The organism is Rhizobium sp. SL86 (assembly GCF_026672545.1).
Classification (GTDB): Bacteria; Pseudomonadota; Alphaproteobacteria; order Rhizobiales; family Rhizobiaceae; genus Neorhizobium.
Map to the genome: position 1 here is coordinate 1 of NZ_JAPPRJ010000007.1, position 18,913 is coordinate 18,913.

The 18,913-nt window shown below is 59.3% G+C and carries 22 protein-coding genes and 1 pseudogene; 7 read left to right on the forward strand and 16 right to left on the reverse strand.

Annotated elements, in window-relative coordinates; all coding sequences use genetic code 11:
• A partial coding sequence (locus OU993_RS19900) for a substrate-binding domain-containing protein (RefSeq protein ID WP_268160408.1) occupies positions 1–237 on the forward strand: 237 nt, incomplete at its 5' end.
• A gap of 15 nt (positions 238–252) precedes the next feature.
• Here OU993_RS19900 and OU993_RS19905 read toward each other — a convergent pair.
• The 3 genes from OU993_RS19905 to OU993_RS19915 are packed head-to-tail and all read right to left on the reverse strand — an operon-like array spanning position 253 to position 3,157.
• Positions 253–1,143 carry an SMP-30/gluconolactonase/LRE family protein gene (locus OU993_RS19905; protein WP_268160410.1) on the reverse strand — a complete coding sequence of 297 codons (891 nt, stop codon included), beginning with the start codon at positions 1,141–1,143 and terminating at the stop codon, positions 253–255.
• A gap of 32 nt (positions 1,144–1,175) precedes the next feature.
• Positions 1,176–2,210 (reverse strand): L-idonate 5-dehydrogenase, encoded by a 1,035-nt coding sequence (locus OU993_RS19910; RefSeq protein WP_268160412.1) that lies wholly within the window; start codon positions 2,208–2,210, stop codon positions 1,176–1,178.
• Positions 2,210–3,157: a 2-hydroxyacid dehydrogenase gene (locus OU993_RS19915; RefSeq protein WP_268160414.1), complete on the reverse strand. Its 948-nt coding sequence runs from the start codon at positions 3,155–3,157 to the stop codon at positions 2,210–2,212. The genes OU993_RS19910 and OU993_RS19915 overlap by 1 nt, the downstream gene beginning before the upstream one ends.
• A gap of 97 nt (positions 3,158–3,254) precedes the next feature.
• Between OU993_RS19915 and OU993_RS19920 the strand changes: the two genes are divergently transcribed.
• The 5 genes from OU993_RS19920 to OU993_RS19940 are packed head-to-tail and all read left to right on the forward strand — an operon-like array spanning position 3,255 to position 6,789.
• A complete protein-coding gene (locus OU993_RS19920) occupies positions 3,255–4,010 on the forward strand; it encodes an SDR family oxidoreductase (RefSeq protein WP_268160416.1) in 756 nt (251 codons plus the stop codon).
• A complete protein-coding gene (locus OU993_RS19925) occupies positions 4,007–4,504 on the forward strand; it encodes a gluconokinase (protein ID WP_268160418.1) in 498 nt (165 codons plus the stop codon). Before OU993_RS19920 ends, OU993_RS19925 begins: the two co-directional genes overlap by 4 nt.
• A complete protein-coding gene (locus tag OU993_RS19930) occupies positions 4,501–5,388 on the forward strand; it encodes an NAD(P)-dependent oxidoreductase (RefSeq protein WP_268160420.1) in 888 nt (295 codons plus the stop codon). The genes OU993_RS19925 and OU993_RS19930 overlap by 4 nt, the downstream gene beginning before the upstream one ends.
• Complete coding sequence (locus tag OU993_RS19935; protein ID WP_268160422.1) at positions 5,385–5,720, forward strand: hypothetical protein; 336 nt, start codon at positions 5,385–5,387, stop codon at positions 5,718–5,720. The genes OU993_RS19930 and OU993_RS19935 overlap by 4 nt, the downstream gene beginning before the upstream one ends.
• Before the next feature lie 52 nt (positions 5,721–5,772).
• A complete protein-coding gene (locus OU993_RS19940; protein ID WP_268160424.1) occupies positions 5,773–6,789 on the forward strand; it encodes a LacI family DNA-binding transcriptional regulator in 1,017 nt (338 codons plus the stop codon).
• Positions 6,790–6,846: 57 nt separating this feature from the next.
• On the opposite strand, the gene OU993_RS19945 is transcribed toward OU993_RS19940, so the two are convergent.
• The 8 genes from OU993_RS19945 to OU993_RS19980 all read right to left on the reverse strand — a co-directional run bounded on the left by OU993_RS19945 (position 6,847) and on the right by OU993_RS19980 (position 14,874).
• Complete coding sequence (locus tag OU993_RS19945; RefSeq protein ID WP_268160426.1) at positions 6,847–7,821, reverse strand: TRAP transporter substrate-binding protein; 975 nt, start codon at positions 7,819–7,821, stop codon at positions 6,847–6,849.
• 26 nt (positions 7,822–7,847) lie between these two features.
• Positions 7,848–9,128 carry a TRAP transporter large permease subunit gene (locus tag OU993_RS19950; protein ID WP_268160428.1) on the reverse strand — a complete coding sequence of 427 codons (1,281 nt, stop codon included), beginning with the start codon at positions 9,126–9,128 and terminating at the stop codon, positions 7,848–7,850.
• A complete protein-coding gene (locus tag OU993_RS19955; RefSeq protein ID WP_268160429.1) occupies positions 9,125–9,652 on the reverse strand; it encodes a TRAP transporter small permease in 528 nt (175 codons plus the stop codon). The genes OU993_RS19950 and OU993_RS19955 overlap by 4 nt, the downstream gene beginning before the upstream one ends.
• A gap of 120 nt (positions 9,653–9,772) precedes the next feature.
• Positions 9,773–10,522 carry a cytochrome b561 domain-containing protein gene (locus tag OU993_RS19960; RefSeq protein WP_268160431.1) on the reverse strand — a complete coding sequence of 250 codons (750 nt, stop codon included), beginning with the start codon at positions 10,520–10,522 and terminating at the stop codon, positions 9,773–9,775.
• Positions 10,519–11,382: a carbohydrate ABC transporter permease gene (locus OU993_RS19965; protein WP_268160433.1), complete on the reverse strand. Its 864-nt coding sequence runs from the start codon at positions 11,380–11,382 to the stop codon at positions 10,519–10,521. Before OU993_RS19965 ends, OU993_RS19960 begins: the two co-directional genes overlap by 4 nt.
• Positions 11,379–12,278: a carbohydrate ABC transporter permease gene (locus OU993_RS19970; protein ID WP_268160434.1), complete on the reverse strand. Its 900-nt coding sequence runs from the start codon at positions 12,276–12,278 to the stop codon at positions 11,379–11,381. Before OU993_RS19970 ends, OU993_RS19965 begins: the two co-directional genes overlap by 4 nt.
• Positions 12,279–12,366: 88 nt before the next feature.
• Positions 12,367–13,701 carry an extracellular solute-binding protein gene (locus tag OU993_RS19975; RefSeq protein ID WP_268160435.1) on the reverse strand — a complete coding sequence of 445 codons (1,335 nt, stop codon included), beginning with the start codon at positions 13,699–13,701 and terminating at the stop codon, positions 12,367–12,369.
• A 69-nt stretch (positions 13,702–13,770) separates the two neighbouring features.
• Positions 13,771–14,874, reverse strand: a complete 1,104-nt coding sequence (locus OU993_RS19980) for an ABC transporter ATP-binding protein (RefSeq protein WP_268160436.1) — start codon at positions 14,872–14,874, stop codon at positions 13,771–13,773.
• Positions 14,875–14,984: 110 nt separating this feature from the next.
• Between OU993_RS19980 and OU993_RS19985 the strand changes: the two genes are divergently transcribed.
• Entirely contained in the window at positions 14,985–15,998 is a 1,014-nt protein-coding gene (locus tag OU993_RS19985) for a LacI family DNA-binding transcriptional regulator (protein WP_268160438.1), read from the forward strand.
• 45 nt (positions 15,999–16,043) lie between these two features.
• Here the strand turns inward: OU993_RS19985 and OU993_RS19990 are convergent, their stop codons facing one another.
• The 5 genes and pseudogenes from OU993_RS19990 to OU993_RS20010 form a co-directional block, all read right to left on the reverse strand.
• On the reverse strand, positions 16,044–16,850 hold the full coding sequence (locus OU993_RS19990; protein ID WP_268160439.1) for a diguanylate cyclase domain-containing protein: 807 nt from the start codon (positions 16,848–16,850) through the stop codon (positions 16,044–16,046).
• Positions 16,759–16,956, reverse strand: coding sequence for a hypothetical protein (locus OU993_RS19995; protein ID WP_268155107.1), 198 nt, complete (start codon positions 16,954–16,956; stop codon positions 16,759–16,761). Before OU993_RS19995 ends, OU993_RS19990 begins: the two co-directional genes overlap by 92 nt.
• Positions 16,953–17,726, reverse strand: coding sequence for an IS21-like element helper ATPase IstB (gene istB, locus OU993_RS20000; protein ID WP_268154921.1), 774 nt, complete (start codon positions 17,724–17,726; stop codon positions 16,953–16,955). Before istB ends, OU993_RS19995 begins: the two co-directional genes overlap by 4 nt.
• A complete protein-coding gene (locus OU993_RS20005; RefSeq protein WP_268159760.1) occupies positions 17,719–18,348 on the reverse strand; it encodes a Mu transposase domain-containing protein in 630 nt (209 codons plus the stop codon). Before OU993_RS20005 ends, istB begins: the two co-directional genes overlap by 8 nt.
• A 195-nt stretch (positions 18,349–18,543) precedes the next feature.
• Positions 18,544–18,879, reverse strand: a pseudogene (locus OU993_RS20010) (ATP-binding protein); the annotation flags it as partial.
• Between the last annotated feature and the right edge of the window lie 34 nt (positions 18,880–18,913).

The window sequence follows — 18,913 nt, forward strand, 5'->3', positions numbered from 1 at the left end:
GGCGGGCTTGCCTTCTGTCAGTCCCGTGGCTTGAGCGTGCCCGAAGACATCGGCATCGCCGGATGGGGTGGGATGGAGGCGGCGTCCATTCTGCAGAAGCGCCTGACCACGACCGTCGTGCCGACAACCAGCATCGGCAAGGCGGCGGCCGAAGCCCTGGTCGCCAAGCTGAAGGGCGAACCCGTCCAGACCGTCACCTTCGTCCCAACCCGGCTGGTACCCGGCGAGACGGCTTGAGATGCCAAACTGGCCTCAAGGGGTCTGGATGCCGCGCCGGTTCAGCACCACCGAATAAACACTCGTGGTCGCCGTGATGAACAACCGATGCTTCGAGTGACCGCCAAAGCAGAGGTTCGACACCATTTCCGGCACCAGGATCTTGCCCATCAGATGGCCATCCGGCGCGATGCAATGCACGCCATCCGCTGCGGAGGACCACAGGTTTCCGTCCGTATCGACCCGCATGCCATCGGCGCAGCCGGGCGTGATCACATGGAAGATACGCCCATTCACCGGACGCCCATCGACCATGTCGAACACGCGGATATGTTGCGGATCGGAAGAAAACATGCGCCCTGTATCCGCCACATAAAGACGGCTGCCATCCGGGCTGAAGGCGAGGCCATTCGGCCCCTGGATGTCGGTGATCACGGCCTCGAGGCCACCATCCGATGACACCCGGTAGACCGTGCAGGGCAGCTCCTGCTCTGCCTTTGCGCCCTCGTAATTGGTCATGATCCCGTAATGCGGATCGCTGAACCAGATGGCATCATCGGGAGCAACGATGACATCGTTCGGACTGTTGAGACGCTTGCCTTGATAGCTGTCGGCGATAACCGTGATAGACCCGTCCCATTCGGTCCGCGTCACCCGGCGCGTTCCATGCTCGCAGCTGACGAGACGGCCCTGCCGGTCTCGTGTATGGCCGTTCGCAAAGTTCGAGGGCTGGCGATAGGTGGTGACGCCATCCTCGCTCCAGCGGACGATGCGGTTGTTGGGAATGTCGGAAAACAGCAGGCAGCCGGCATCGCCGAACCACACCGGCCCTTCCGTCCAGTCAAACCCGGTCGCCAGCCGCTTTACCGGCGCATTGCCGAGCACATAGGTGGCGAAGATCGGATCGATGACTTCAAAAAACGACATGGCTCATGCTCCTCCCTGAACAGTCGCCGCACTTAAGCCGAAAACGCAATCTGCGCCTTCATTGCCTGGCTCCGATCCGATGCGAGCAGAAAGCCCTTCTCGGCCTCGGCCAGCGACACGGTATGCGTGATCAGCGGCTTTACGTCGATCAAGCCTTTCCGCATCAGTTCGACACCGATGGCAAATTCCTGATGGAAGCGGAAGGAGCCTCTGAGTTCGAGCTCCTTGGCCGTGATCGCCATCATGGGCAGTGTCATATCGCCGCCCAGGCCGAGCTGCAGAATGATCCCGCGTGGCCTGAGCGCCGGAATGGCGCCTGCAAGCGCCGCAGCAACACCCGTGCACTCATAGAGCACATCGAAAGTGCCCTTGTCGCCGGCATAGGCCGACAGCGCATCCGGCTCATTCGCCGTATTGATCACCCTGTCAGCCCCGACCTTTGCGGCCAGCGCCAGCGTGAAATCGGAGAGATCGGTGGCAACGATCTCGGCAGCACCAGCGCGTCGTGCGGAGAGGATCGAGAGCACGCCAATCGGTCCGCAGCCGGTCACGAGGACCCGCTTGCCGAACAGGCTGCCCGCTCGCGTCGTGGCATGCAGGGTGACCGCCAGCGGTTCGGCCATCGCCGCCTCGCCGGCAGAAAGCCCCGTCGCATCGACGCATTGATAGGCATCCGCCACCAGGCTTTCGCGGAAAGCGCCCTGAATGTGCGGGAAGGGCATGGCGCTGCCGTAAAAACGCATGTTGAGGCACTGGTTCTGCAGTCCCTCGCCGCAATAGCGGCACTGGCCGCAGGGCCGAGAGGGCGAAACGGCCACAAGCTGCCCGATCTCGAAGCCGGAGACACCGGGCCCGATCGCCTCGACACGAGCCGAGACCTCATGGCCAAGGATCATGGGTTCTTTCAGCCGCACCGCGCCGAAGCCGCCGTGATTGTAATAGTGCAGATCCGAACCGCAGATCCCGCCTGTCGCGAGCTTCAGCCGCAGCTGGCCGGCTTGCGGGTCTTCCACAGGGCGATCTTCGATCCGGAGATCACGGGCGGCATGAATGACGATGGCTTTCATCAGAGCACCGGAGTGAGGAGGGCTTCACCGGCGAAATGCGCGGTGAGATTGTCGCGGACGAGCTTGCCCATCGCCTTTCGAGTCTCGATGGTCCCGCTGGCATGATGGGGCTGCAGCAACACATTCGGCAGCGACAGAAAGCGCGGATTGAGATTGGGTTCGCCTTCGAAGACATCGAGGGCTGCCGAGCCAAGCTTGCCCGTCTCAAGCGCTTCCAGCAGGGCTTCTTCATCGATGTTGGAGGCGCGGCTGATATTGATCAGCATGCCCTCGGGCCCGAGCGCCTCGATCACCTTGGCACCGACAATATGCCGGGTCGCAGCCGAAGCTGCCAGCGTGACAAAGAGGAAGTCCGAACGCTCTGCGAGTGCTACAGGATCGGCGATGAATTTCCAATCCTTGGCGAAATCCTTGGCCGAGACATCGCTATAGGCAATCTCCATGTCGAAGCCGGCTAGGCGTTTGGCAACCTCGAATCCGATCCGCCCAAGGCCGAGCACCCCTGCCCTGCGTCCCCAGACGCGACGCTTCAGGGGATAGAGACCCTTGGCCGCCCAGGACCCGTCTTTCACCCAGGTTTCAGCACCGATCATCCCACGCGACTGGACCAGCATCATCGCGACCCCGAGATCGGCGACATCGTTCGTCAGCACGTCGGGCGTATTCGTAACGCGGATTCCACGCTCCCGGCACGCGCCGAGGTCGACCGCATCAAAGCCGACGCCATAGACCGAGATGACTTCGAGATTCGGGCAGGCTGCGATCGTCTGTGCATTGGCGCCGAGCTCGCCACGGGTCGCGATACCCCGGATTTTCTGCCCGACCTCGGCCAGGAAGGCAGCCTTGTCGTCAGCCTCGAAGTAGCGATGCATCTGGAAGCTTTGCTCCAGCGGCACCTGGTCCCAGTCCGGATAAGGACCCATCTGCAGGATATCGGGTTTGGTCATGATGTCTCTCCCCAGGGATGCTTGACTTTCGATTGTTATCGATAACATATACAAATCATCCGACGCTTGTCGAGAGCGAAACTGAAGGGAGTAAACCGTGGCACTGAACCTGTTCGACCTGAAGGGCAAGCGCGCTCTGATCACCGGATCCTCGCAAGGGATCGGCTTTGCGCTGGCAGAGGGTCTCAAGGCTGCCGGCGCCGAGATCGTCCTCAACGGCCGCGACGAGGCAAAACTCAAGGATGCGGCCGCACGGATCGAGGGTGCCGACCAGCTCGCTTTCGATGCGACGGACCACAATGCTGTGCGCGCGACCGTCGATGCCTACGAGGCCTCCGGCAAGGGGATCGACATCCTCGTCAACAATGCCGGCATGCAGCATCGCGCACCACTCGAAGACTTCCCCGCCGACGCTTTTGAGCGCCTGCTGCAGACCAATATCGCCAGCGTCTTCCATGTCGGCCAGGCCGTTGCCCGCCACATGATCACCCGTGGTCGCGGCAAGATCATCAATATCGCCAGCGTCCAGACCGCACTCGCCCGCCCCTCGATTGCCCCTTACACCGCGACCAAGGGCGCGGTCGGCAACCTGACCAAGGGCATGGCCACCGACTGGGCCAAGCACGGCCTGAACTGCAACGCGATTGCACCCGGTTATTTCGACACGCCGCTGAATGCAGCTCTCGTCGCCGACCCGACCTTCTCGGCCTGGCTCGAAAAACGCACGCCGGCCGGCCGGTGGGGCAAGGTCGAGGAATTGCAGGGCGCATGCATCTTCCTCGCTTCCGATGCATCCAGCTTCGTCAACGGACATATCCTTTATGTCGACGGCGGGATCACGGCATCGCTATGAGCTTGCGTCTGGTCATCATGGGCGTGGCAGGCTGCGGCAAGTCGAGCGTCGGCGCCGCTCTGTCCGAACAGCTTGATATCCCATACCGCGACGGCGACGATCTCCACAGCACCGAAGCCGTCGAGAAGATGCGGGCAGGTATTCCGCTTGACGATGACGACCGCTGGCCCTGGCTCGATCGGATTGCCGACACACTGAGAAGCGAGGCGCCGCTGATCATCGGCTGCTCTGCGCTTCGGCGCGTTTACCGCGACAGAATTCGCGCTGGCGCTGGCGGAGAGGTGACATTCGTCCATCTCGCGGGCGACCGCGATCTCATTGCATCGCGCATGGCCTCCCGCGCCGGCCACTACATGCCCCTGTCACTGCTCGACAGCCAGTTCGCGACCCTGGAAAAGCCAGGGCCGGACGAAGCCATCGAAGTGACGATCGACCAACCGATGGCAAATATCGTCGGCGAGGTCCTGTCTAATCTCGGAGGAAGCCCGCAATGACCAACAAGATCGCCCTCATCGGGGCCGGTGCCATGGGCGGTGCCATCGGCGCCCGCCTCACAGAGACCGGAACGGACCTGATCGTCTACGATCGTGACCCAGAAAAGATTGCAGCCCTTGTCGCAAAGGGTGCCGCTGCAGCTTCGTCGGCAGCAGATGCGGCAAGCCAGGCCAAGGCCGTTATCCTCTCGCTTAACTCGGCAGCCATCGTCCGCGCCGCCGTCTTCGGGCCGCAGGGCGTTGCCGAAGGGGCCAAGCCCGGCACGCTGATCATCGACATGTCCTCGATCGACCCGGAGACGACAAAAGCACTCGCGACAGAAGGCGCGACCCGTGGCTTGCGCTGGGTGGACAGCCCTCTGTCCGGCGGCATTCCGAAGGCCGCGATTGGCCAGCTGACCCTGATGCAGGGCGGCGCCGAAGCCGACGTGCAGGAAACGCAGGGCATCCTGTCGAAGCTCGCCGGAAACCAGACCCATATGGGCGGTCCAGGTGCTGGACAGACCACCAAGATGATCAATCAGGTGCTCTGCGGCCTCGGCTTCCTGGCTGTGGCCGAGGCAACCGCCCTCGCCGAAGCAGCCGGCGTCGATGTCGAGAAGATTCCGCAGGCGCTCAAAGGTGGCCGCGCCGACAGCGCACTTCTGCAGGAATACATGCCGCGCTTCGCCAGCAGGGATTACCGCCGCACCGGGCGCATCGACAACATGGTCAAGGACCTCAACGCCGCCCAGGATCTGGCGAGGCTCACGCACACCTCGATGCCGCTGACAGCGATCTGCGCCGAAGTCCACCGCATGCTGACAGCCGCCGGCCTCGGCGGCGAGGACCAGGCCGCATTGATGGAATATTTCAAGGGACCCAACAAGGAGATTGCCCCATGATCACCCGCTACGCATTGTTCGACGGCAAGATCCATGAAGGACAGACGGAGGCTTTCCGCGCCGCCGTCCTCGCCGAAATCCTGCCGAAATGGCGCCAGTTCCCCGGCGCCCTCTCCGTCCGCGTCACCTTCGCCGAAAGTCGCGATGACGGCGCACCGGAATATCCGATGATCCTCGCCATCAGCTATCCAGATCTGCCGAGCGTAGACGCAGCCCTTGCGAGCCACGTTCGCACCGAGGCGAGGGCCGCGACCGAGTCCGTCCTGGAGCGCTTCTTCACTGGCTCGATCCATCATCACGTCACAACGGCGCATGAATACACGCCCCTGTGATCTAACCCTGCAGAGACTGGATTTTCGCCAGAGATAACGATAACAAAATGGTATGAGCACGCCCCGCAAAGCACCGACCATGGCCGACGTCGCCCGCCTTGCGGGCGTCTCGCCCATGACGGTGAGCCGGGCGTTCAAGCGTGACGCCTCCGTGAGCGACGCAACGCGCAGTGCCATCCTCGAAGCCGCCGACAGCCTCGGCTACGTCTTTGACAGCACGGCGTCCAATCTGCGTTCGCAGCGCACCGATTTTGTCGCCGTGACGATCCCATCGATCAACAATGCCAACTTCGCCGATACCGTGCGCGGACTGTCCGAGGGGCTGAAGGAGCGCGGCCTGCAGATCCTGCTCGGTTATACGGATTATGACATCCAGGAAGAAGAGCGACTGGTCGAACAGTTGCTTCGCCGCCGCCCGGAAGCGATCGTCGTGACGGGCGGGCGCCAAACCCCGCGGACGCGGCGTCTGCTGGAAAATGCAGGCATACCTGTCATCGAGACCTGGGATCTGCCCGACAATCCCGTCGGCCATGTCGTCGGCTTCTCCAACGCGGCTGCGGTTCGCTCAATGGTCGACCACTTCGTCTCGGTCGGGATCACCCGAATTGCCTTTATCGGCGGCGATGCCGACCGTGACACCCGTGGCACGGATCGCCGGGCGGGCTTCATCGCGGCCATGCAGGCACACGGTCTGGATCCCGATCGACTGATCGCGGCCGGCACACCGCCCATTTCCATGAGAGAAGGCGCAGACGCCATGGGCCGATTGTTGGACACGCTGCCGGACACACAAGCCGTCATCTGCGTGTCCGACCTGTCAGCCTTTGGCGCCCTGACGGAATGTCAGAGGCGCGGCGTGAATGTCCCTGGACAGATCGCCGTCGCCGGCTTCGGCGACTACGAGATCGCTGGGATCTGCGTGCCGTCGCTCACCACTATAAACCCGCTGCCCCGTGAAATCGGCAAACGCGCGGCCGAGCTCATCCTTGATGTTCTCGATGGCACGCAGGCAGGCCCCGCGACCATTGCTCTTGAACCGATCCTGATGCGTCGCCAATCGAGCCCGTAATGGCATGAAAAAAGGGCGCTGATTATGCGCCCTTTCTCTTCGCCAATTTTCAATCCGTTACTTTTGGGTTGCCAGCACAGCATTGACGACTGCATCGCCATTGGCGGCGGTATAACCATCCCAGACCGACTTGACCGCAGCCTGGAAGGCCGCAGCGTCGACATCCGTGTTGACCTCCATGCCGGCAGCCTGGAGCTCGGCGATCATCGATGCCTCCTTCTCCTGTGCGAGCTTGCGCTGCATGGCAACAGCCTCGGCGGCAACTTCAAGGATCACCTTCTGCTCATCGGCGGTCAGGCCGTTGAACTTGGCATCGTTGATGGCGAGCGCCAGCGCCGAATAGGCATGCTGCGTCATGCTCAGATACTTCTGCACTTCATTGAACTTGAAGGACAGGACGATGCCGATCGGATGATCCTGCGCATCGACCACACCCGTCTCAAGCGCTGTGTAGAGTTCGGCGACCGGCAACTGCGTCGGATTGGCGCCGAGTGCCGCGAACATGTCGTTCAGGGCCTTGGAGTTGTTGACGCGCATGTTGAGCCCGGAAACATCGGCCGGCACGCGGATGGGACCGCGATTGTTGGTCATGTTGCGGTAGCCGTTTTCCGGATAGCCGAGCATCTTCAGGCCATGCTGGGTGAACTGGGCCGAAACGCCCTGCCCGACTTCCCCGTCTAGGACCTTGTAGGCAAGTTCCCGGTTGGGGAACATGAAGGGCAGTTCAAAGGCACCGGCATCCGGCACCAGACCGGTCAGGTTGTTGAGGCCCGTCATGACGATGTCGATGATGCCGGAACGGGCACCATCGATCATCGCCTGGTCGTTGCCGAGTTGCCCCTGGGGGAAAATGGTGACCTTGACCGAGCCGTTCGTGCGCGCTTCGACCTGCTCCTTGAAGAAGACGGAGAGGGTCTGCTGCAGATCGGTATCGGGCGCGGCATGAGCAAGTTTCAGCTCTGTTTCGGCATGCGCGGAAACCCCGGTAAAGGCGATTGCGGTTGCTAGTCCAAGCACTTTCAAGATTTTCATGTCAGGCTCCTCCCTGTTGTGAAGTCTCAGCCGCCAAGGAACTTGGCGGGAACGGTAATGAGTTGCGGAAAGATGATGAAAAGGCCGAGCAAAGCCGCGTAGGCGAGCAGGAACGGTGTCACACCGCGCACGGCCACGCTCATCGGGACGCGTCCGACCCCACAGATGACGTTGAGGACGGTCCCGACCGGTGGCGTCAAAAGGCCGATCGAGCAGTTGAGGATGAACATAAGTCCGAAATAGACCGGATCGATGCCCGCCATCTTCACGACAGGCATGAACAGTGGCACCAGGATCAAAACGGTCGGAGACAGATCCATCACCATGCCGACGGCCAGCACGATCAGCATGATCACCAGCATCAGAAGCCTCGGGCTGTCGATCAGCGGCTGCAGCGTTTCGGCAAGCTGCTGAGGCAACTGTGCGACCGTGATCAGCCAGGCGGCAACCATGGCTGCACCGACCAGGAACATGACCATGGCTGTCGACCGACCAGCCGTCACCAGCACTTCAAAAAGGATCTTCCAAGTCAGGGCGCGATAGACGAAGGTGGACACGAGGATTGCATAGACGGCGGCAACGACTGCGGCCTCGGTCGGCGTGAAGGCACCCGAACGAATGCCGCCAATGATGATCACCGGCAACAGCAGCGCCCAGATACCGTCTTTCAGCGCGGCCAACCGCTCCTTGCCGCTCGCCTTCGGCAGCGTGTCGATCTGCTCGTTGCGCATGATGAAGGACCAGACTGCCATCAGCGTCAGCCCCATCATCAACCCCGGCGCAATACCGGCCATGAACAGCTTGGCAATCGAGATATTGCCGGCAACGCCGATCAAGATCAGCGGCAGGGAAGGCGGAATGATCGGCGCGATGATGCCACCCGAAGCGAGCAGGCCGAGGCTTCGACCTTCCGGATAACCGGCCTTGCGCATCATGGGATAGAGGATCGCCACCAGGGCTGCCGCATCGGCAACGGCTGATCCTGACAGTCCTGCCAGAACGATCGCGGTCAGAATGGCAACATAGCCAAGGCCACCGCGCTTGTGGCCGACAAGCGTCATCGCGAGACGAACGATGCGCTCCGACAGCCCGCCCTTGGACATCACCTCCCCGGCCACAAGGAAGAAGGGGATGGCGAGCAGGGGGAAGCTGTCGACACCGTTGATCAGACCCTGCGCCAGGATATCGGGGCTGAACGTGCCCAGATGCAGCATGAGCGCCATGGCGGAAAGCAAGAGAGCAAAGGCGACGGGAAGCCCCGCAAGGATCGCGACGAACAGAACGCCGAGGAACAGGATAAGAGTCATTCCTTGGTATCCTCTGCAATGCGAGCATCTATGCTCATCGGATCGATGAAGCGAACGATGGCGATCGAGGCCATCAAAACAGACGAGACGACGCCCGCGAGGTAAAAGAGACCGGACGGCAGCCCTGTCAGAGGCGACAGGTTGTTCCAGTTCGCCATGGTCTGGTTGAGCGCGCCGATGAACAGCATGCCAACAGCAACCATGACTACGACCCAGCAAAGCCGGCGCAGGATCGGAACGGCTCTCGGCATCAGCGCTTCGGAAAACTCGGCAACGGCAAGATGCTCGCCACGGCGCAGAACGACGGCAGCACCCAGCATGACGATCCAGACGAACCATAATCGGGCCAACTCGACCGACTGTCGTATGCCCGAGGAGAAGCCGTAGCGCAGAACCACATTGGCGAAGACAAGCGCAATCATGGCTGCGAGAATGACCGCCATAAGGATGTCGATCATCGACCAGATCGCCTGGAACAGACGTCGCATGATGAGACCGATCAGTCCGATTTCCGCTTGCTGCATCTTTTCCTCTTTGAACTCTCGTCAGGTTGACACGTGACTAAATCACGGTCCTCATTCTGCTTTTGCCAGCAACGCCGTTATCGACCACGACGGGGAACACCGACTGCTGTTTCTCTTGGTTCAAGGCCCACGATTATCGCGCAGTCCCAACCGCTCTGCCTGTCTGTGAACCCCGAAACCGACAGGGTCCTTCGTGTTCCCGGGTAGGGTTTCGTCGGCGCCCCAGATAGCCTGGTATGTGTCGAACGCCCCGCGGCGCTGCTCCAGAGCCCAGCAGAGCGCCGCCAGAAGGAGCCACCAGCCGCCTAGCGCCAGCCACATCCATGTTGGGGCATTGGCTTGCCATAGGCCGGTGAGGATGGCCGGTACAGAGAGTGCCACGGCTACCAGACCACCCGTCTTGTGAACAGCTTCAAAGATCAGCCGGCGTGGTGTCATGTCATAATGATCGCCTTTCAGGCTCCCACCCGACTTCAGTGCGGGAGGGCCACCCTTTGTGCCTCGCATCCAGCCGGAGGCGAACTGCGAAGCGGCAAGAAGAACGACACTCCAGCCAAAGGCATGATGCATCCAAACGAATGATGTAGTGCTGCCCGACCGGCTACCGGACGAAAGGATCAGCCAGAGACCTATAAGCATCAATAGGCCTGCCATTCCGTGGGCCAAGCGGTGCATATGCCACCAGCGCCGGTCATCCAGGGTGTGCGGCCAGTTTTGGCCCGGAAATACCTTGAAGTAGCGGGCCGACAGCACGCCACAGGGCACTAGCACGCCCCAGGCCAAGACCATTGTCCTGGCATGCCATGAGAGGTGGGGGCCGACCTCGTGGATTCGGGATGGATCAATGGGGCCAAGCAGCCATTCGCTCATCCTTTCACCGCCCCCGCAGTCATTCCGGTGATGATCTGGCGACTGGCGACCAAGGTAAAGATGATCGGGGGGACCGCCAGCAACATCCCTGTAGCCATGATGACACCCCAGTCGATATCATACTCCGTCAATCGATTGACGATGGTAACGGGCACTGTGCGTGTGCCGCGATCCGTCAGGGCGTTGCCCAGCAGGAACTCGTTCCACGCGATACGGAAGGTGAAGATTGCTGCAGCGGCAAGACCCGGACGTATCAATGGTAGGACTACAAGGAAAAACACCGCGAAAGGACCAGCGCCATCGATCCGTGCCGCTTCCTCCAACTGTATAGGCACCTGTCGAATGAAGCTTTGCAGGATCCAGATGACAAAGGGCAGGTTCATGGCAACATAAACCAGCACGAGTCCGGAAAGTGTTCCGTCCAATCCGAACTGGTAGGTCCAGATGCCGAACACTGGCACAAGAAGGACGGCAGGCGGAATCATTCGCAGGATAAGCGTTGAGAAAGACACGACATCGCGCCCCAGGAAGCGGAAACGAACCAGTGCATAGGCAGCCATACAGCCGATCACCAATGTCAGCGCCGTGGCTGTCACGGATACGAGCAGCGAGTTACCGAGCGCCCGGCCAAAGGTCTTGTCGCAACGGCCAAGGTGTTCCGGTGTGTACCAGAGCGCATTGCACAGAACGGTTTCATAGTTGCGCAGAGTGGGCATGAATATTAGGCTGGACGTATCGGACATGATGTCCACGTTCAGACGCAGCGATGTTAAGACCATCATGAGGATGGGTCCCGTGGACATCAGCACCAGCATGACGACAAGGACGAAAAAGGCTGGAGAAGTCTTGTCATGTTTCATGCTACCTGCCTCCGGCTGCGCATCTCAGTGAATTTGGAATAGACAAACATGACTGCGGTCAGCGCCATCAACAGCAGTAGCAGGACGTTGGACATGGCGGCGGCTTGGCCCAGTTCACGGAATTCCGACGCCGTGCGGGAAATGCGCAATGCGAGAATTTCCGTCGAAAGGCCGGGTCCGCCATTGGTCAGCACCAGAATGACTTCCAGAACCTTAAAGGCATCAATCATGCGCAGCAGCGCAGTCACGATCAGAACCGGCATCATCAGCGGCAGCTTGACATAAAGGATCGTCTGGAAGCGTGTGGCGCCATCGACCCGTGCCGCCTCCATCGTGGAGGACGGAAGAGACTGGAGTGCCGCCAGCGATAGGATGAAGATGAAGGGTGTCCACTGCCAGACATCGGCGATGACCACGGACACAAAGGCCCAGCCAGGATCAGATAGCCAGGGAACAGGCTCCAGCCCGATAGCCTTAAGCGTTCGATTGAATATGCCGACCGTCGGATGATACATGTAGCGCCACATCAGGCCGACAACGATAGGCGCAATCATCATCGGGAGGATGAAAAGTGTCCGCAGCACGGACATGCCTCGAATCTTGCGGTCCAGGAGCATCGCGAGGCCTACGCCAAGCACCAGCTCGATTGAAACCACGCTTGCAGCAAAGGCCAGCGTCACTGTCAGACTTTCGCGGAATTGCATATCGGACAGCAGCCTGGCGTAGTTGGCGAGACCGACAAACTCCGCTTCTCCGATCCGCTGACTTGGGTTCCAATTGAGAAAGCTTGCCCAAACCATGTATCCAACCGGGTACATCAAGGCGATCGCAAGGACCACTGCGGCAGGCAGCAAAAATATATATGGTGTAGCTCTGTTGAAAGCGCTCGCACTCATGAAAGATCCTTTTGCAGATACGGTTTGCCATGGTCTCCAGGTTGTGCCCACCGCAGCGATCAACTTGCAGCGGTGGGCACAGCGACCACTACTTGGACCAGGAGTAGTAGCCAGCGTCCCTCATTGTTGCGCCGGCGCGCTCTGCCACACCATCCAGAGCCGATTTCGGATCAAGCCCTTCGGTCAAGACTTTGGACAGTTGGGTACCTAGGTCCGCATTGATCTTGCCCCAGACAGGAATAATTGGGCGCCAGTCGGGATCCGCGTTCTTCAACGCCTCGCCGAAGGTGGCCATCCATGGCATCTTGGCATTCACATCTGCATCAAGATGCGTGGAGTATCGAATTGGATTGCCTCCTGCGAGCGCAATTTCCTTGTCGATCCGTGGCGATGTCAGCCATTGCATCAGCAGAAAGGCTGCTTCCTTGTGCTGCGCATTTTTTGGAATGGCAATGCCGAAGCCGCCTGTCTGGCTTGCACTGCGTACACCCGCCGGATGGGCTGCCCAGGCCACCTTGCCTGCGACCTGGCTGCGCGTCGGGTCATTGACCTGACCGGCGATGGCCGTCGTGTCGAGATACACAGCCGCCTTGCCCTGCAGGAATGAGGCAAGCGCTTCCGCCTGACCGAAGGATTTTGCACCTTCAGGGCCGCAATCGACGATCTTCTTCAGAGTTTCGGCGGCTTTGATACCGGCCTCGCTGTTCAGGACCGGGTTCCAGTCTTCATCGAAGATCTTTCCACCCAGCGGCGCCAGATGCAGGAGGAAAGCGTGACTGGCATGCTGACCGCTGGCCGCGCGGCTGGCCAGACCGCCCATGCCAGGTTCAAGCTGCGGAATCTTGCAGGCAATATCCACCAGTTCTTCGTAGGTCGTTGGAGCCTTCAGTCCGTGCTTGTCGAACACATCGGTGCGATAGCCAAGGATAGAGGTTTCGGCACCAAATGGCAGGCCGAACAAGGAACCGGTCTTGCCAGGCAGATAACCCTTTTCACCACCGGCTATGCCGATATTCTGGATATATCCGTCGATTATGTCAGACCCGTTCCAGCTGGGATCAGCCAGCTTCGGATTCATGAAATACTTGGCGAGATTTTCGAGCTGGTCGGCAAACACGTAATCTGCCTTGGAGAACACAACGTACGAGATTAGATCGTAGTCTCCCTCTGCCTTGGTCAGCTCAAGCGTCTGCTTTTCGCGCATCTTGAGATATTCGAGCTGGTCAACCTCTACCTCAATGCCGGTTTCCTCCGTGAATTGCGGCAAAACCTTCATGACCGCGTCATAGTGCGGATGAGCCGGAAAATTAACCACCAGGGTGGTTCCGGCAAACCCTTCATAGGGATTGGCAATTGCCGTTGTAACAGGCAGCCCCCCCATATAGGCAGCCAATGCGGCCACCGTTGCGATAAACTTCTTCATTTGTTCCTCCCTTTGAACATCGGAAATTGCAGCTGTGAAACGCAGGACGTATTCACGGCTGGAGATCAGTCAGATCCGTAATCCGCTCTCTTTGCTGAACAGCAGGATATCCTCCGGTACGATCTGCATGATGATTGCTTCTCCCGCGCAAAAACGCCTGCCAGATGCAATCTCGACAAGAACCTCCGTTCCATCCGGCGTGCGTGCTGCCACCACAGTCTGTGCCCCGAGATATTCGCTCACGACCACGCGCAGCTCGATGGGAATGCCCCGCGGATGCTCGAGATGAATCGAGGATGGGCGTACACCGACAACGATCTCCCGGCCCCCCGCAGCTTCCGCAGCGCTTGACGGGACAGGGACGCAGAGCCCAGGGCTGATCGCGAAAGTTTCTTGTCCTCGTCCTTCCAGCACGGCTGTTATGAAATTCATCGAGGGGCTGCCGATGAAGCCAGCGACAAACATGTTCGCCGGCTTTTTGAAGAGCTCCTCGGGCGACCCTTGTTGCTGGATTCGTCCCTCACTCATGACCACGATACGGTCACCCAAGGTCATGGCCTCGACCTGATCGTGCGTCACATAGATCATGTTCTTGTGAAGTTTGCCGCGCATCTCGGCAAGTTCAGTACGCATCTTTCCCCTCAACTTGGCGTCCAGATTTGACAATGGCTCGTCGAAGAGGAAGGTCGACGCGTCGCGGACCAGAGCGCGCCCCATTGCGACACGCTGCCGTTGACCACCGGAGAGTTCTGATGGCTTTCGATGCAACAAGTGAGAAATATTCAGCATGTCTGCAACGAGCTTGACCCGCTTTTCGATTTCGCTGGCTGGGGTTTTGGCAAGACGCAGCGCGAAAGACATGTTTCTGGCGATGTTCATATGCGGATAAAGCGCATAGTCTTGAAATACCATCGCAATATCGCGATCTTTAGGCTCCAGCGCGCCGACGGGTCTCCCGTCGAAGAAGATTTCACCGCCTGATATCGTTTCCAATCCAGCCAACATCCTAAGTGTTGTCGATTTTCCGCAGCCAGAAGGTCCGACGAGCACTGTAAACTCGCCATCTGCCAGATCGAGATCCAATGGAGGGAGTACTTCAAGCGCCCCGAATCGCTTGGTAACTCCGGCAAGAGTAATTTTTGGCACCAATAATCCTCCCTCTTTCACGACCATCTATAATCAGAGTGAGGGCTGGAGATGAAGGTTAACTCACGCTAAAACAACGTTAGCGATAACGTCAGATTGATTGGCCCTTAAGTGATGAGCGCAGCGAGATATAACAGGTGAAGCGAAAATCAGATCTGATCCGGCTTGAAGATATCGCCCGTTCAGCCGGGGTTTCGACGATGACGGTGAGTAGAGCTCTTCGTGGCATTGAAGGCGTATCCGAAACCAAGCGTACCGAGATCGAGGCAATCGCCAAACAGCTGAAATACCTTCCGAACCTGCCTGCAAAGGCAATGGTCGAGGCGAGTTCCGGACTGGTGGGGATTTCCTTTCCAACGCTCTTCAACGAGGTCTTTGCCGATATGCTGCTCGGCATGCGTAGAGTCTTTGAAGACCAAGCCATCGCGACAATCGTGAGCACATCTGACTACAATCAATCGCAGGAACTGGCGTGGGCCCAACGGCTCGTTGCTTGGCGTCCGGCAGGGATGGTGCTGACAGGCTGTGACCATGCCAGCGAGTTGACCAGCCTGTTGGCAGGCACCGGTATTCCTGTCGTCGAGATCTGGGATTGGCGCAGTGACCCCATAGACATGTGCGTTGGTCTGGATCATCAGGAAACCGGCTATGCGCTGGCATCCAAGATAAAGGCGTCGGGTTATAGGTACCCCGGTTTCATTGGATGTCCAGAAAACATCGATCCAAGAGCAGAGGCGCGTCTAAGAGGCATGGCGGAGGCTTTTGATAGCGAAATTCCAACAGGGCGCTCACCTTCGCGCAATGCCTTCCAGGTCGGCTTTGAAGCTTGTGCCGAGCTCTTAAAAGGCGGTCGCCATATTGACGTTATCTTTGGCCTCAATGACCATGTTGCTTATGGAGCATGGATGTACCTGCAAACGCACGATATTGTTGTTCCGCAAGACGTTGGACTTGTGGGGTTCAACGGTCTTGGTCTGCTGAATGTTCTGCCTGTAGAACTCACGACGATGCGAACGCCGCGCGAACGGATAGGTGCCTTGGCCGCCAAGGCCATTGTGGCACGCAGCAAGGGCGTTAAGACACCTGTCAGTCTAAAGTTAAAGGCGGAGTATATTCTTGGCCAAACAACGAGACGAGCATGTTGGCCGTAACTGCCAGATACCCTACCGATCGGGCCAAGCAGCTTCAACTCAAAGTCAACCGGAACCTTCAAGCTCGGACAGTTTTGAAGCAAGATCTCGACGATCGCCGCCTCGTGGCCGCGGAAGCCGCCGTTGACACACGGTGATCCTCCATATCAATCCGGTTCGTTCCGCAATCGGAATGAAGGTATCCGGATAGACCTCCCCCAAGGTTGGCGAATGCCACCGGGCAAGGATCTCAAAGAATTGCGGCATTCCCGAATTCGTGTCCATGATGGGCTGAAAGAGCGAATGGATTTCGAGATCGAGATCGGCAGCTTTCAATGTCATTTCAATCTCTCGTTCTGACCGCATTGCCTGCCTGTGAGACGTCGAGAAGATCTCAGCCATCCCCCCGCCGTTTCGCTTTGCAACATAGAGCGCATAATCAGCAAATTCGTAGAGCTGCAAGGCATCACAAGACATATCTGGGCCAATCGCCATGCCGACAGATGCGCTCGCCTCAATGGCTCTGTGACCAATTCTCATGGGCTTTTTGAGGGACGCGATGACGCTATTCGCCCAACCCTGGAGATCATGAGAGCTCCCAGTGGCCGACATATAGAATGCGAATTCATCTCCACCGAGGCGATGAAACTGAGGGGTCGCATGAGACTGGGCTGACAGTCTTTCACCCACTTCTTGTGTTGGCGGCTGTCCAAAAGCGCGGATAAATGGTGCCGAGGATTGAGAACTTTGAAAGCGGCTGAAGAAGCCGCCTTCAGTGTTGCTAATCTTGATTATCGTCGGAAGCTTGTTGGTTTTGGACCATGTGCTGGATGTCAGGGGCGTAATGGTTCCAGATGGCGTCGCGCAGATCATCGAGGAGTTCGAAGACGGCCCATGCCTGCTCGGGGGTCCATTCGGCACTGATGAGGATTGGCAGGCCACGCTTGAGACCTGAAGAGTGGTGCGTCTTTTCGGTCATGATGCGGGCTCTGTTTCGCCGGATTGGTGACTGGCGCGTTGCTGACGCTGGGCTATGGAGCGCTCGTTGGCTTCCTTGAAGCGATAGGAATCTCCTTCGATCGCGACGACTTCGCAGTGGTGGACGAGACGATCGACCAGGCTGACGACGCACGCGGCGTTCGGAAAGACCTCCGACCATTGCGCAAAGGGTTTATTGGTGGTGACGATGGTCGAGCGTTTCTCGTATCGGCGGCTGATGAGCTCGAAGAGCAGATCGGCATGGCGGTTGGAATAGGATAGGTAGCCGATCTCGTCGATCAGCAGGACGTCATGGGAAGCATAGTACTGAAGCTTGCGGCGCAGCAGGGAATCGCTGTCGATGGCGGCGAGTTCGCCGAGCATTTCGCTGGCGGTGCGGAACAGGACCGAATGGCCCCGGATGAGTGCCTGGTAGGCGATGTTGAGGGCGAGCGTCGATTTGCCGACGCCGTTCGGACCGATGAAGACGATGTTGGTGGCATCCTTCATGAATGCCAGCGTCATCAGTTCCTCGACGGTGGCGCGGTCGATGCGGCGCGGCCACTTCCAGTCATAGTCGGCCATTTGCTTGAAGTGGCCGAGCCTGGCGGTGCGCATGCGTCGCAGCAGCGAGCGGTCGGAGCGCTCGTCTTCTTCCCACCGGATCACGGTCGGCACCCAGTCCTGTGTGGCGATCTCGTCCCAATGGGCCGTCAGGCCATAAAGGCGCAATTGTCTGGCGCGATTGAACAGGGTGTCGATCTTATTCATCGTCGTTTCCTTTCAATGTGAGTTGATCGTAACGGTCGAGCTTGTGGGGAATGACAGTCGTGTCCTTCTTGCGGACATGCTCGGGCAGCCTGGTTTCGACCGGGGGCGGAGCGCCCCGCGCAATCCGGCGGCGTTCGAGCACTGATCGAACCGCCTTGGAATGCGAGGCGCCGGCGCGCAAAGCGTCTTCGACGGCCGCCTGGAGTTCCTGGGCGCCGTAGAGGTCGAGCAACGTCAGCATGGCGTTGGTGATTGCGCCGATATTGGCGCCACGTTCTGCGGCATGCATCATCAGCTTCTGACAAGCCGGCACGGCCCGCGTCAGGCTATTGAGGCCGCGATGCTGGCGTGCCTCGCGCTTGACGGCGACGAGTGCCTTCAGGTGCTGAGGATCCTCGATCTGCTGGCCCCTATCGAAGCTGCGACGGTGGCTGGCGATCATCGTGGCGGCGTCGAATATCCTGACCTGGACGAGATCGGCGCGAACGGTGAGTGTTCGTTGGACATGCGTATGAGGGACCGAGTAATCGTTCAGATCGAAGCGCACGTAGGGTGTCTTGCCAACCTTCACGGCCACCTGCTCCTCGACGGGATAGGGATTGGCCGGCAAGGGCAGAAGCATGGGCTGTTCTTTTGAGAACGCCTCACGCACCGTCATTGCCCGGTCCTCCGGGCATGGCCTGTCGGCAGCCTGGGTCCGGCACCAGTGTTCGGCCTGGGCATTGAGATCGTCGAGGTCCTTGAATGTTGGTTTCCACGCGGAACTGAGCCGGTTTTTCCACCGAGAAGTGAGCCACCTCTGAGTATGGTTTTCTGATCAGGCTTTGGTCAAGGGATTGGCCTTTTCTCCTCTCTTCTGTGCCGCTGCGGCCGAGCTGGCCTTGAAGCGGAAGCTGTCGTTTCCTGTTTCCAGGATGTGGCAACGATGGGTCAGACGATCGAGCAGAGCGGTGGTCATCTTGGCGTCGCCGAAGACGGTAGCCCATTCGCTGAAGCTGAGGTTGGTGGTGATGATGACGCTGGTGCGCTCGTAAAGCTTGCTCAACAGATGGAAGAGCAATGCCCCGCCTGACGCGCTAAACGGAAGGTATCCGAGCTCATCAAGGATCAACAGGTCGAGACGGACCAGGGCTTCGGCGATCTGACCGGCCTTGCCCTTGGGCCATGCCATACATCTTCAGGCTCCG

Coding starts and splice junctions, on each gene's coding strand:
- OU993_RS19915 (WP_268160414.1), bottom strand. CDS start 3,157: ATGACCAAACCCGATATCCTGCAGATGGGTCCTTATCCGGACTGGGAC.
- OU993_RS19980 (WP_268160436.1), bottom strand. CDS start 14,874: ATGGTCGTGAAAGAGGGAGGATTATTGGTGCCAAAAATTACTCTTGCC.
- OU993_RS19925 (WP_268160418.1), top strand. CDS start 4,007: ATGAGCTTGCGTCTGGTCATCATGGGCGTGGCAGGCTGCGGCAAGTCG.
- OU993_RS19955 (WP_268160429.1), bottom strand. CDS start 9,652: ATGCAGCAAGCGGAAATCGGACTGATCGGTCTCATCATGCGACGTCTG.
- OU993_RS19975 (WP_268160435.1), bottom strand. CDS start 13,701: ATGAAGAAGTTTATCGCAACGGTGGCCGCATTGGCTGCCTATATGGGG.
- OU993_RS19965 (WP_268160433.1), bottom strand. CDS start 11,382: ATGAAACATGACAAGACTTCTCCAGCCTTTTTCGTCCTTGTCGTCATG.
- OU993_RS19995 (WP_268155107.1), bottom strand. CDS start 16,956: ATGACCGAAAAGACGCACCACTCTTCAGGTCTCAAGCGTGGCCTGCCA.
- OU993_RS19940 (WP_268160424.1), top strand. CDS start 5,773: ATGAGCACGCCCCGCAAAGCACCGACCATGGCCGACGTCGCCCGCCTT.
- OU993_RS19935 (WP_268160422.1), top strand. CDS start 5,385: ATGATCACCCGCTACGCATTGTTCGACGGCAAGATCCATGAAGGACAG.
- OU993_RS19990 (WP_268160439.1), bottom strand. CDS start 16,850: ATGATCTGCGCGACGCCATCTGGAACCATTACGCCCCTGACATCCAGC.
- OU993_RS19910 (WP_268160412.1), bottom strand. CDS start 2,210: ATGAAAGCCATCGTCATTCATGCCGCCCGTGATCTCCGGATCGAAGAT.
- OU993_RS19960 (WP_268160431.1), bottom strand. CDS start 10,522: ATGAGCGAATGGCTGCTTGGCCCCATTGATCCATCCCGAATCCACGAG.
- OU993_RS19945 (WP_268160426.1), bottom strand. CDS start 7,821: ATGAAAATCTTGAAAGTGCTTGGACTAGCAACCGCAATCGCCTTTACC.
- OU993_RS19950 (WP_268160428.1), bottom strand. CDS start 9,128: ATGACTCTTATCCTGTTCCTCGGCGTTCTGTTCGTCGCGATCCTTGCG.
- OU993_RS19930 (WP_268160420.1), top strand. CDS start 4,501: ATGACCAACAAGATCGCCCTCATCGGGGCCGGTGCCATGGGCGGTGCC.
- OU993_RS20005 (WP_268159760.1), bottom strand. CDS start 18,348: ATGCTTCTGCCCTTGCCGGCCAATCCCTATCCCGTCGAGGAGCAGGTG.
- OU993_RS19970 (WP_268160434.1), bottom strand. CDS start 12,278: ATGAGTGCGAGCGCTTTCAACAGAGCTACACCATATATATTTTTGCTG.
- istB (WP_268154921.1), bottom strand. CDS start 17,726: ATGAATAAGATCGACACCCTGTTCAATCGCGCCAGACAATTGCGCCTT.
- OU993_RS19905 (WP_268160410.1), bottom strand. CDS start 1,143: ATGTCGTTTTTTGAAGTCATCGATCCGATCTTCGCCACCTATGTGCTC.